Here is a 12,765-nt window from a genome sequence, read left to right on the forward strand (position 1 = left end):
TTAAATAACAGTATTGTGTGACCTGGTTTAACTTTGTGTAATCGATAACCATTTTGTATGAAAGTAAACAACAAAAAAGCCTTTGTTCCCGTGAAAAAATAGGGTAGAGTTAAAGATGTAGGGTACAGAGGTAAGATGTTCTATCTTTCAGACCTTTTACTTCACGTAATCGGATTTGGCTGAATATTTAGCCGCCCCGCTCAGTTTTGAGCGGGGCGTTTTTTATGGGTTTTATCCAAGTTTTTTAACCTGAAAACGCCAGTAACTGCCTAACAGATAGTAACGTGTCAGCACGATTTTTGGTGTGAAAAGAACGTCTCTGGTGGGTAATCATCGCGGGAAAGTGGGGGGCGTGATGTGAGTAATGACACCCGTGCATCACGCGAAAGGATTATTCAGCGTCTTGTTCTTCTTCAATGTGTTGCAATGTGCTGAACCAGTTATCCAATTTCTGCTGTAGTTTATCGACGCCGATTTTTTTCAGTGACGAAAATGCCTCGACCTGAATATCACCCATAAATGGCAAAACAGCCTCGCGAACCATATTCAACTGTGCCTTACGTGCGCCTGAAGCTAGTTTATCGGCTTTGGTCAGCAGCACTAAGACTGGAAGCTTGACATCGACTGCCCACAGAATCATTTGCTGATCGAGGTCCTTCAGCGGATGGCGAATATCCATCAGTACAACCAGACCCTTCAGGCTGTTACGCTTTTGCAGGTATTCACCGAGCGCACGTTGCCACTTGATCTTCATTTGCTCCGGCACTTCGGCATAGCCATAGCCGGGAAGGTCAACTAAACGCACGCCTTCGGCCACTTGGAACAGATTGATCAACTGGGTACGGCCCGGTGTCTTACTGGTTCGTGCCAGACTCTTCTGGTTGGTCAGCGTGTTCAGCGCGCTGGATTTTCCGGCGTTAGAACGCCCAGCAAAGGCCACTTCAATACCGTTATCGGTTTCCAGGTGGCGAATATCCGGAGCGCTGATGATAAAACGCGTCATGTGGTAGTTATATTGCTGGGTCACGATCGTTATCTCTATCTGGATCTCTGTCTGGTTGGGGATTATACCTGTAACTGACAATAAAGGCGGCTTTATCTGCCCCAAAGTGCAGCAGACTGATGTGAAAAGAAAAGCTCAGTCGTCTGATATGGGCGCTTTTTTATTACCCAGCTTTCTGCTAGATTCCGCCGCACTTCCCTTATATCTGTGTACCTGAGAACAACATTATGAACCGACCTGTCAAAGGGGTTGCCGATAAGGCAGAAAAATCCAAAGTAAAAAGAAAAACCCGCGAAGAACTGGAGCGTGAAGCGCGTGAGCGGAAAAGAGATAAAAAACATCGTGGTCATTCAGCGGGTAGCCGAACTCAGGAAAAAGCGTCTACCGATCAGAATTCTGGCCAACGTAAAGTAGCCGATCCACGTATCGGCAGTAAAAAGCCTGTACAGCTTGGCGTGTTGGATAGCGCCATCGTTAAACCGAAGCCTAAGTCGAAGCCTTCTGAGCCTGTGGAGAAAGTTGTTGCTGCCAAGCCGACGATGTCACCGGAAGAAGAGCTGGCAATGTTAGAAAATGATACGCGTCTGGATGCATTGCTGGATCGTCTGGATAGTGGCGAAACGCTGAGTGCCAAAGATCAGTCATGGGTTGATGAAACGCTGGACCGTATCGACATCTTGATGGAAGAACTTGGAATCGAGCTGGGTGATGATGACGAAGAAGAGCAACAGGAAGACATGTTGCAGCTTTTAAAACGTAATAACCCGAAAGACGCGCTCTAATCAATGAAATGGCTGTTTCTGCTCCTGATATTGCTGGTTACGTTTTATCTGCTCTGTCTGTTCAGTAAACTATGGCTATTGTCGAAGCGTAAGCACAGATTGCATCGCGCCCTGTTTAACGGGCGCGTGAATCAAGTTCGACGCCCAAGACAAAAACGCCGGGAGCGTTTTTGAACGTCACAACGTGACGGCCTTTTAGGGCGAGTCTCAGGGATGAGACGAGTAGCAAAACGCCGGGAGCGTTTTTGAACGCCATTTTTTGGTGATCTGAAGGAGGGGAAGGATAACCCACCGAGTAAAAACTGTAAGGAGTGAGCGAATATGTCGATACCGTCCGTTGACTGGGATCTGGCCCTGATTCAAAAATATAACTATTCTGGGCCGCGTTATACGTCTTATCCCACAGCGTTAGAATTCAGTGAAGCTTATGATGAGCCCGCGTTTCAGCATGCCATCGCCCGTTACCCACAGCGACCGCTGTCGCTGTATATCCACATCCCTTTTTGCCATCGGCTGTGCTATTTCTGCGGCTGTAATAAGCTGGTTACGCGGCAGCAGCATAAAGCGGATGAATACCTTGATGTGCTTGAGCTGGAAATTCGCCAGCGTGCGCCGCTATTTGCAGGACGAACGGTAACCCAATTGCATTGGGGCGGCGGTACGCCAACCTACCTGAATAAATTACAAATTAGCCGGCTAATGTCGCTGTTGCGCGAGCTGTTCTCTTTTTCTGAGCAGGCTGAGCTGTCGCTTGAAGTCGATCCGCGGGAAATTGAACTGGACGTCCTTGATCATCTGCGTGCTGAAGGGTTTAACCGCCTTAGCATGGGGGTGCAGGATTTTAATAAAGACGTTCAGAAGCTGGTCAATCGTGAGCAGGATGAAGACTTTATTTTTGCCCTCATTGAGCGGGCGAAGGCGCTTGGCTTCACCTCAACCAATATTGATTTGATTTACGGTCTGCCGAAACAAACGCCGGAAAGCTTCGCTTTTACGCTACAGCGCGTTGCTGAATTAAGTCCGCATCGGCTTAGCGTTTTTAACTATGCGCATTTGCCCAGCCTGTTTGCGGCACAGCGCAAGATTAAAGACGCGGATTTGCCGAGTGCGGAGCAAAAGTTGGATATTCTGCAACAGACGATTGGATCGCTGACGCAATCGGGCTACCAGTTTATCGGTATGGATCACTTCGCTCGCCCGGACGATGAGCTGGCGGTGGCCCAGCGGGAAGGGACGCTGCATCGCAATTTCCAGGGCTATACGACGCAGGGCGATAGCGATCTTGTCGGTATGGGCGTTTCAGCGATTAGTATGATCGGTGATAACTATGCCCAGAACCAGAAAGAGCTGAAACAGTATTATGCGCAGGTCAAAGACAAAGGAAATGGCCTGTGGCGTGGGTTACAGCTGACGCGTGATGATTGTCTCCGCCGCGATGTGATTAAGACGCTGATTTGTAATTTCCAACTCAGCTATGCGCCGATTGAAGCGGAATATGCCATCGACTTTAAAACCTACTTTGAGCAGGATTTAGCGTTATTGGCACCGCTGGTGGCTGATGGGCTAGTCGATAGTCAGGAAGACGGGCTGGCTGTAACGCCGAAAGGACGTTTGCTGATCCGCAATATCTGTATGTGTTTTGATGTTTATTTACGTAGCAAGCTTAGAACGCAGCAATTTTCCCGCGTGATTTAACCAAAAAAACAGCCAGTCGATGTTAGTACCGACTGGCTGTTCTCAAACGTTTATACCCGTCATACTTCAAGTTGCAGGTGTGTTGGCTGCGTTCACTCACCCGAATCACTTACCTGAGTAAGCTCATCGGGATTCCTTCTCTTGCTGCCTTCCTGAAACTCGAATTATTTAGGGTATATAGGATCAACTAAAGAAGTTAATCAGTGCAGCACACAAAACGGCGGCAATAGCAGCCTGCGGCGAATGGCTTGCCGCAGAGCCAATTTCAGCGCCATGTGTTGCAACGGAAATCAATGAGTCCAGCATGGTGTTCCTCCCGAATCAGCGACACGATCATACTGCTGACTCGAGGCAAGTAAAGGACAAATTAATGACAATTTCGTGCGCCAGATTGTATTTTTTATCACCAGTTTGTTTGTTAACAATTGGATAATAAAAAAGCAATCTCACTACTCCATTCCCAGCTCTTTTAGTTTACGCGTCAGAGTATTTCTACCCCATCCCAGTAACCTTGCGGCTTCCTGTTTATGTCCCTGCGTATGTCGTAATGCTGTCGTAAGCAGCGTTCTTTCCATTTCTGGTTGTGCTTCCGCCAGCAGGTTTTGATGACCGGAACGCAGCGCACGATCGGCCCATTGTGCTAATAGCGTGGCCCAACTGTCTGGCAAGATATGCACGGTAGAATCTGGCGCAGTGGTCTCGAACAGCTCAGGTGGCAGATCCTGAATCAGCACCTCCTGGCCCGCGGCCATGACCGTCAACCAGCGGCAGGTGTTCTCCAATTGGCGAACGTTGCCAGGCCACGGTAAACGGGTTAGTGCCGTTTCCGCTTCTGGATGCAAATTCTTCGGTTCGACACCCAACTCTTTGGCCGTGGCCTGCAAGAAATAACGCGCCAGACGGGGGATATCTTCCCGACGCTCACGCAGCGGCGGCAGATGAACGCGGATCACGTTCAGGCGGTGAAACAGGTCATCACGGAATTTACCTTCCTGCACGCGCTGTTCAAGGTTTTGGTGTGTTGCCGCGATAATGCGGACATCCACCTTCACCGCGGCATAGCCGCCAACGCGATAAAACTGCCCGTCGGCCAATACGCGCAACAGACGTGTTTGCACGTCTAGCGGCATGTCGCCGATTTCATCCAGAAACAGCGTACCACCATCGGCCTGTTCAAAGCGGCCCTGACGAATTTGGTTTGCGCCCGTAAATGCGCCTTTCTCATGACCAAACAATTCTGATTCGATCAGGTCTTTAGGAATTGCTGCCATATTCAGGGCGATAAAAGGGGCTTTGGTGCGCGGACTGTGACGATGCAGGGCATGCGCCACCAGTTCTTTACCCGTTCCCGATTCGCCGTTAATCAGTACACTGATCGATGAGCGAGACAGGCGGCCAATGATGCGAAAGACATCCTGCATCGCAGGTGCTTCGCCGATAATGTCCGTTGTCGGGCCATTGATCGGCTGGTTGCGTACCGGCTGTTGCTGTTCCAGATAATGGCTGATCGCGCGCTCAGCCAGCGCGACAGCTTCATCAATATCAAACGGTTTCGGCAAATAGTCGAACGCGCCCTGTTGATAAGCACTGACGGCGGCATCCAGATCGGAATGTGCCGTCATAATGATGACCGGGAGCATCGGGTGGCGCTGTTTGATTTGCTGTAAGAGCGCCAATCCATCCATCCCTGGCATGCGGATGTCGGACAGCAGAACGTCAGGCGTTTGTGTCGCCAGCGCATGCAGTACCTGATTTCCGTTCTCAAACGTTGCGCAGGTTAAACCCGCACCAGCAAGCGCGCGCTCAAGCACCCAACGGATGGAGCTATCGTCATCGACAATCCAGACTATCCCTCGTTGCATTGTGAACCTCACTGGCGAATAGGCAGGTAAACCGAGAATTCGGTGTGTCCTGGCCAACTGTTAAATTCAATTTTACCGGAGTGCTGGTCGATAAGACTGCGGGCGATGGAAAGCCCTAAACCGGTTCCCCCTTCGCGTCCGCTCACCATCGGGTAAAACAGTGTGTCCTGTAGTTGAGCAGGTACGCCGGGGCCATCATCTTCCACGTCAATACGTGCGGCGAGACGGTAGCGCACGCCGTGTAAAGTGAGCTGAAAAGCCGTGCGGGTACGTATCGTAATCGTCCCGCCTTCCTCGCCCAGCGCCTGTAGCGCATTGCGGGTAATATTCAGCAAAACCTGTTCAATCTGGTCGGGGTCGTGCGTCAACTCTGGCAGGCTGGGGTCATAATCTTTTACCAGCGTCACGTTATTTGGCTTTTCCAGCGAGACAAGTTGGCAAACGCGTTCGGCGACCTGATGGATGCTTTGGGTGACGTGCAGGCCAGGCTGCTGTGGCCCGAGCAGGCGATCAACCAGATTACGCAGGCGATCCGCCTGTTCGATGATGACCTTGGTATATTCCGTCAATGCTGGGTCGGGCAATGCCTTGGCAAGTAACTGTGCAGCACCGCGCAACCCGCCAAGCGGATTTTTTATCTCATGCGCCAGGCCTCGGACCAAATCACGGGCGGCCTGCTGCTGCGCATGTTGAAGCTGCTCCTGACTGAGACGGCGCTGATTATCCATCGGCGCCATCTCCAGTAAAATAAAATCGTTCTGTACCCGCTGAGCGGTGAGCGACATGATGTGCGCTTTGCCATCCACGACGAGCGTGACTTCGTTATCCGTAAAACCTTGCCCTGAATCCAGACTTTCACGCAGTAAATCGATATTCAGAGAAAAATATCCCAGCAAGTCTGGCAGCGGTGTGCCGGATAATTTACGCGAGCTTTGTGCCAGTAATTGCTGTGCTGCCGGGTTGGAATAGTGAATCGCTAGATCGTTATCCAGCAATAAGATGCTGTTTATCAGAGAATTTAGGATCTGCCCAGCATCGGGCAGCGTGCCTGTTGCCATAATGCAGACTCCCGCACCAGCATGGTGCATTGTAGTGTGGATGATGAATGTTACGTCGCAGCGGCCAATGCCGGTGGTGAAAAAAGCCCATCCAAAGATGGGCTGAGGCGTTTCCACGGCAACAAGAACAAACTTCTTAGTATTCTGTTGTTTATCGGCGATGGCCGGGTATCAGCACACCCAACCACACCGAGGTATACCCGTCATACTTCAAGCTGCTTGTGCGTTGGCTTCTCTTACTCACCCCAGTCACTTACTTGTGTAAGCTTCTGGGGATTCGTGCGGTTGCCGCCTTCACGCAACTCGAATTATTTAGGGTATAAATAAGATGCTTTCGTTATTACACGCTGTAGTACAGTTCGAACTCAACTGGGTGTGGCGTCATACGAACGCGGTCAATCTCAGGTTTACGCAGTTCGATATACGCTTCGATAGCGTCGTCGGTGAACACGCCACCACGGGTCAGGAACTCGCGGTCTTCGTTCAGTGCAGCCAGGGCCTCGTCCAGAGAACCTGCAACTTTTGGAATCTCTGCTTCTTCTTCCGGCGGCAGGTCGTACAGGTTTTTGTCCATCGCATCGCCAGGGTGGATTTTGTTGATGATGCCGTCGAGGCCAGCCATCAGCAGTGCAGCGAAGCACAGGTACGGGTTAGCTGCTGGGTCTGGGAAGCGCGCTTCGATACGACGTGCTTTCGGGCTAGCAACCACTGGGATACGGATTGAAGCAGAACGGTTACGGGCAGAGTAAGCCAGCATAACAGGTGCTTCGTAGCCTGGGACCAGACGCTTGTAGGAGTTGGTGGTTGGGTTCGCCAGGGCGTTGATGGCTTTAGCGTGCTTGATAACACCGCCGATGTAGAACAGAGCCATTTCAGACAGGCCGCCGTATTTGTCGCCAGCGAACAGGTTAGTGCCGTCTTTAGACAGAGACATGTGGCAGTGCATACCAGAACCGTTATCACCGAACATGGGTTTTGGCATGAAGGTCGCTGTTTTACCGTAGGCGTGAGCCACGTTATGCACGACATATTTGTAGATCTGAATTTCGTCAGCTTTTTTGGTCATGGTGTTGAAGCGGGTAGCCACTTCGTTCTGACCAGCGGTAGCCACTTCGTGGTGGTGAGCTTCAACAACCAGACCCATTTGCTCCATGGTCAGACACATAGCAGAACGGATGTCCTGTGATGAATCGACAGGTGGAACTGGGAAATAGCCGCCTTTCAGGCCTGGACGGTGACCTTTGTTACCACCTTCGTATGCTTTACCGGAGTTCCAGTAGGCTTCGACATCGTCGATAGCAACATGGGAACCGGAAGTGCTGCTGCCGAAACGGATGTCATCAAACAGGAAGAATTCTGGCTCAGGCCCGAACAGGACGGTGTCGGCGATACCGGAAGAACGCAGGAAATCTTCCGCACGTTTCGCGATAGAACGCGGGTCACGGTCATAGCCTTGCATGGTGCCTGGCTCAAGGATGTCACAACGAATGATCAGCGTGGTATCTTCGAAGAACGGATCAATCATCGCGGTGCTGGCATCTGGCATCAGAACCATGTCTGACTCGTTAATACCTTTCCAGCCGCCAATCGAGGAACCATCAAACATTTTACCTTCTTCGAAGAAGTCGGCATTGACTTGATGAGCCGGAATGGTGACGTGCTGCTCTTTACCTTTAGTATCCGTGAAGCGTAAATCAACAAACTTCACTTCGTGCTCATTCAGCATCGTCAAAACATGTTCTGCGGACATACTTGGTTCTCCCGATTGGTCATTTATCGTCGTGGAACGAATATCGTTGTGGATTGATGTTGTTGCCGTGAGTAGACTAAAGCTAAAAGTGTGCCAACTTTTTAAATTCGTGCAATGTGTTGCCCCTTGGGGCTTTCTCACGGAAACCCACTGCACCATTATAGTCTAAAGCACCAAGTTGGTGCTTCGTATGTGAATTATTGCACTTATTTGGTGCATTCATGTTCGCTTGTAGCGCTTTTGCACCGTGAAAGGGATCACAAAGCAGGCAGCTCTAGGTTGTTTATCATAGATGCTTGTGATCTTGTTTAGTCCCTCGATTAATACGTGTACAATAGCGCGCTATTTCTAAATGCCTGAGGCAAAGCTGTGATCGAAAATTTGCGTAACATCGCCATTATTGCGCACGTTGACCATGGGAAAACCACCCTGGTTGACAAGCTGTTGCAACAATCCGGAACGTTCGGTGAACGTGTCGAAGCAACTGAGCGTGTGATGGACTCCAACGATTTGGAGAAAGAGCGTGGAATTACTATCCTCGCAAAAAATACCGCCATTAATTGGAAAGACTACCGTATTAACATCGTAGATACCCCGGGACACGCCGACTTCGGCGGCGAGGTTGAGCGTGTTATGTCGATGGTTGACTCGGTACTGCTGGTTGTTGATGCGATGGATGGCCCTATGCCGCAAACTCGTTTCGTGACCAAAAAAGCGTTTGCCAACGGTCTGAAACCTATTGTGGTTATCAACAAAGTTGACCGTCCTGGTGCGCGTCCTGACTGGGTTGTCGATCAGGTATTCGACCTGTTCGTGAACCTGGATGCGACTGACGAGCAACTGGATTTCCCGATCATTTATGCTTCTGCGCTGAATGGTATCGCGGGTCTCGACCATAACGACATGGCGGAAGATATGACTCCGCTGTATCAAGCTATTGTCGATCACGTTTCTCCGCCTCTGGTTGAGATGGATGCGCCGTTCCAGATGCAGATCTCTCAGCTGGACTACAACAACTATGTTGGCGTTATCGGTATCGGCCGTATCAAGCGCGGTAAAGTTAAGCCTAACCAACAAGTTACTATTGTTGATAGCGAAGGCAAAACCCGTAACGGTAAAGTCGGTAAAGTTCTGACTCACCTGGGTCTGGAGCGTATCGACGCTACCGAAGCGGAAGCAGGCGATATCATCGCGATTACCGGTTTGGGCGAGCTGAACATTTCCGACACCATCTGCGATCCGCAGAATGTCGAAGCGCTGCCAGCACTGAGCGTGGATGAACCTACCGTTACCATGTTCTTCAACGTCAATACCTCACCATTCTGTGGTAAAGAAGGTAAGTATGTGACGTCGCGCCAGATTCTGGAGCGTCTGAACAAAGAGCTGGTGCACAACGTTGCCCTGCGTGTTGACGAAACCGAAGACGCTGATGCGTTCCGTGTTTCTGGCCGTGGTGAATTGCACCTGTCAGTTCTGATCGAAAACATGCGTCGTGAAGGCTTTGAACTGGCCGTATCTCGTCCAAAGGTTATTAACCGTGTTATTGACGGTCGTAACCAAGAGCCGTTTGAAAACGTTACGCTGGACATCGAAGAACAGCACCAGGGTTCAGTCATGCAAGCCATGGGTGAGCGTAAAGGTGATGTGAAAGACATGATCCCAGATGGCAAGGGTCGTATCCGTCTGGATTACCTGATCCCTGCTCGTGGTCTGATCGGTTTCCGTACCGAATTCATGACCATGACGTCTGGTACTGGTCTGCTGTACTCCACTTTCAGTCACTACGATGACGTGCGTCAGGGTGAAATCGGTCAACGTCAGAACGGCGTGCTGGTCTCTAACGGTCAGGGTAAAGCAGTCGCGTTTGCGCTGTTCAGCCTGCAAGATCGCGGTAAGCTGTTCCTCGGACACGGTGCAGAAGTGTATGAAGGCCAGATCATCGGTATTCACTCACGTTCTAACGATCTGACCGTAAACTGTCTGACCGGTAAGAAACTGACCAACATGCGTGCATCAGGTACTGATGAAGCAACCACGCTGGTTCCGGCTATCAAAATGTCTCTGGAACAAGCGCTAGAGTTCATTGATGATGACGAATTGGTTGAAGTTACGCCGCAGTCTGTTCGTATTCGTAAGCGTCATCTGACCGAAAACGATCGTAAGCGCGCGAGCCGCGGCAGCAAAGACGTCTAATTTCAGACTGATTTGTATTGTCACGCAACAGGGCACCTTCGGGTGCCCTGAATTTTATGCGCTTTCTTCCACTTTAACCTTTCCTTATATTTCCTCCCTGTTCAGTTTCGCCATTTCCCGCTACAGTGAAAATCCTACGATTACGTCAGGAGGTGGCTGCCATGCTGTATATCTTTGATTTGGGTAATGTTGTCATTGATATTGATTTCAAAAGAGTATTGGGCGTCTGGAGTAATCTGAGCAGCGCGCCGCTCGCGACGCTGCAAGAGCGCTTTGTCATGGGCGAAGCGTTTGAACAGCATGAACGGGGCGAAATCAGCGATGAAGAGTTTGCCACCAGACTGTGTCAGGAAATGGGCATCGCCCTGAGCTTCGAGCAATTCACCGCTGGCTGGCAGGCTATTTTTGTCGCGTTGCGCCCTGAAGTTATCGACATCATGCAGCGTCTGCGTCAGGAAGGGCACCGCGTGGTGATTTTGTCGAATACCAATCGCCTCCACTGTTCACACTGGCCTGCGTTATTCCCAGAGGTGGCGACGGCTGCCGACAGACTCTATTTGTCGCAAGATATTGGATTACGTAAGCCGGAATTGGCGATTTATCAATATGTCCTGACGCAAGAAGGCGTTACGCCAGCACAAGCCGTGTTTTTTGATGATAATTCCGCGAACGTCGACGCCGCACAGAGCCTAGGCATTCACAGCATTCTGGTGACCGATCGTCAGGTGGTAACGGACTTTTTTGCTATGCAGGCAACAACGGCCAAAGCATGATTTATATCGCAGGGGCGGACATAGTCCCTATTGGGAATGAGAACATCAGGAGTAGCTGGGTTTTATGATTGCGCTAATTCAGCGGGTTTCCAGTGCCAGCGTTACGGTAGAAGGCAATATCATTGGGGAAATCGATAAGGGTTTGCTGATCTTGCTGGGCGTTGAGCAAGGCGATGACGAACAAAAAGCCACGCGACTTTGCGAACGTGTGTTGGGCTACCGGATATTCGCTGACGATGACGGGAAAATGAACCTCAATGTGCGTCAGGCTGGCGGTAATGTGCTGGTGGTTTCTCAATTTACGCTAGTGGCTGATACGCAGCGTGGCATGCGACCTGGGTTTTCCCGTGGAGCGCATCCCTCAGAGGCCGATCGTCTCTATCAGTATTTTGTCGAGCAGTGTCGTGAGCAAGGTGTTCACACGGAAACGGGGCAATTTGCCGCGGATATGAAAGTGGCATTGGTGAATGATGGCCCTGTGACGTTTTGGCTGCAAACATAATGTTGGCTACAACCGTATTGTAAAAAGCGTAATTGTCGTTGCCGTTCCGTGTATAAGTTTGTCAGCGGTTTGATTTTATGAGCCATGGTGCAATAAAGCATCATCGGCATAGAGGAAGGGTTATGTATCATTTGAGAGTACCTGAAAGCGCTGAAGACCTGGATGCGTACTATCAATTTCGCTGGGAAATGCTGCGTAAACCTCTACACCAGCCACTAGGCTCTGAGCGTGATGCCTATGATGCGTTGGCACACCACCAAACCGTGGTCGATGAACAGGGGAGGCTGGTCGCAATTGGGCGTCTTTCTATCAATGCGGATAATGAGGCTGCAATCCGCTTTCTAGCCGTTCATCCCGATCTGCGGGGGAAAGGGTTAGGAACACTGCTTGCGATTACTCTGGAGTCTGTCGCGCGTCAGGAAGGCGTCAAGCGCGTAGTCTGTAGCGCTCGCGAAGACGCAATGGACTTCTTCTCCAAACTAGGTTTTGTTAATCAGGGGGAGATTTCGGCGCCACAAACGACGCCAGTACGGCATTTCCTGATGATCAAACCGGTGGCGACGCTAGATGATATTTTGCATCGTGCTGACTGGTGCGGGCAACTGCAACAGGCCTGGTACGATCATATCCCTTTGAGTGAAAAAATGGGTGTGCGGATAAGCCAGTACACTGGGAAAAAATTTATCACTACCATGCCTGAAGCGGGTAATCAGAACCCGCATCACACGCTTTTTGCTGGCAGCATGTTTTCTCTCGCAACGCTCACGGGTTGGGGATTGATCTGGTTGCTGCTGCGTGAACGGCACCTTGGTGGAACGATCATTCTGGCGGATGCGCATATTCGTTACAGTACGCCAGTAAGTGGCCGACCGAGCGCGATTGCTGATTTGGGGTCGCTGAGCGGCGATCTGGATCGTCTTGCGCGTGGGCGTAAGGCGCGCGTGCAGTTAAACGTAGAGCTGTTCGGTGATGACAATAAAGGGGCGCTATTTGAGGGGGTTTATATCGTGCTGCCAGCTCAGCCGGATGCGCCATTAGAAGAGGGGGGATCGGAAGTTGATTAACCCGCGGCTGCGTATTATGACGTTATTCTCATCCGTACATCACTCTTCGCGCTAACCAGCAGTACCTCGTGATATCCATATAT

Annotated in this window: 11 protein-coding genes; 7 read left to right on the forward strand and 4 right to left on the reverse strand. The window is 50.7% G+C overall.

Going from position 1 to position 12,765, the window contains the following annotated elements; translation table 11 throughout:
• Positions 1–391: 391 nt before the first annotated feature.
• Positions 392–1,030 carry a YihA family ribosome biogenesis GTP-binding protein gene (locus tag DCX48_13670; protein QXE17243.1) on the reverse strand — a complete coding sequence of 213 codons (639 nt, stop codon included), beginning with the start codon at positions 1,028–1,030 and terminating at the stop codon, positions 392–394.
• Between DCX48_13670 and DCX48_13675 the strand changes: the two genes are divergently transcribed.
• The 3 genes from DCX48_13675 (at position 1,029) to hemN (ending at position 3,480) form a co-directional block, all read left to right on the forward strand.
• Entirely contained in the window at positions 1,029–1,220 is a 192-nt protein-coding gene (locus DCX48_13675) for a hypothetical protein (protein QXE17244.1), read from the forward strand. The genes DCX48_13670 and DCX48_13675 overlap by 2 nt on opposite strands.
• Positions 1,221–1,230: 10 nt before the next feature.
• A complete protein-coding gene (yihI, locus tag DCX48_13680) occupies positions 1,231–1,785 on the forward strand; it encodes a Der GTPase-activating protein YihI (protein QXE15480.1) in 555 nt (184 codons plus the stop codon).
• A 321-nt stretch (positions 1,786–2,106) separates the two neighbouring features.
• Complete coding sequence (gene hemN, locus DCX48_13685; GenBank protein ID QXE15481.1) at positions 2,107–3,480, forward strand: oxygen-independent coproporphyrinogen III oxidase; 1,374 nt, start codon at positions 2,107–2,109, stop codon at positions 3,478–3,480.
• A gap of 449 nt (positions 3,481–3,929) precedes the next feature.
• On the opposite strand, the gene DCX48_13690 is transcribed toward hemN, so the two are convergent.
• From DCX48_13690 to DCX48_13700, 3 genes are all read right to left on the reverse strand, one after another.
• The gene (locus DCX48_13690; GenBank protein QXE15482.1) at positions 3,930–5,342 is read right to left on the reverse strand and encodes a nitrogen regulation protein NR(I); all 1,413 of its coding nucleotides are present in this window, start codon (positions 5,340–5,342) and stop codon (positions 3,930–3,932) included.
• An 8-nt stretch (positions 5,343–5,350) separates the two neighbouring features.
• Positions 5,351–6,400 (reverse strand): nitrogen regulation protein NR(II), encoded by a 1,050-nt coding sequence (locus DCX48_13695; GenBank protein ID QXE15483.1) that lies wholly within the window; start codon positions 6,398–6,400, stop codon positions 5,351–5,353.
• A gap of 340 nt (positions 6,401–6,740) precedes the next feature.
• A complete protein-coding gene (locus DCX48_13700; GenBank protein QXE15484.1) occupies positions 6,741–8,150 on the reverse strand; it encodes a glutamate--ammonia ligase in 1,410 nt (469 codons plus the stop codon).
• 369 nt (positions 8,151–8,519) lie between these two features.
• Here DCX48_13700 and typA point away from each other — a divergent pair, with 369 nt between their 5' ends.
• The 4 genes from typA (at position 8,520) to DCX48_13720 (ending at position 12,682) form a co-directional block, all read left to right on the forward strand.
• Positions 8,520–10,343, forward strand: coding sequence for a translational GTPase TypA (gene typA / locus DCX48_13705; protein ID QXE15485.1), 1,824 nt, complete (start codon positions 8,520–8,522; stop codon positions 10,341–10,343).
• A 161-nt stretch (positions 10,344–10,504) separates the two neighbouring features.
• Positions 10,505–11,116 carry a glucose-1-phosphatase gene (gene yihX, locus DCX48_13710; GenBank protein QXE15486.1) on the forward strand — a complete coding sequence of 204 codons (612 nt, stop codon included), beginning with the start codon at positions 10,505–10,507 and terminating at the stop codon, positions 11,114–11,116.
• Positions 11,117–11,180: 64 nt separating this feature from the next.
• Complete coding sequence (gene dtd, locus DCX48_13715; protein ID QXE15487.1) at positions 11,181–11,618, forward strand: D-tyrosyl-tRNA(Tyr) deacylase; 438 nt, start codon at positions 11,181–11,183, stop codon at positions 11,616–11,618.
• Positions 11,619–11,740: 122 nt separating this feature from the next.
• On the forward strand, positions 11,741–12,682 hold the full coding sequence (locus DCX48_13720; GenBank protein QXE15488.1) for a GNAT family N-acetyltransferase: 942 nt from the start codon (positions 11,741–11,743) through the stop codon (positions 12,680–12,682).
• Positions 12,683–12,765 lie beyond the last annotated feature (83 nt).

It is taken from the genome of Pectobacterium atrosepticum (assembly GCA_019056595.1).
GTDB lineage: Bacteria > Pseudomonadota > Gammaproteobacteria > Enterobacterales > Enterobacteriaceae > Pectobacterium > Pectobacterium atrosepticum.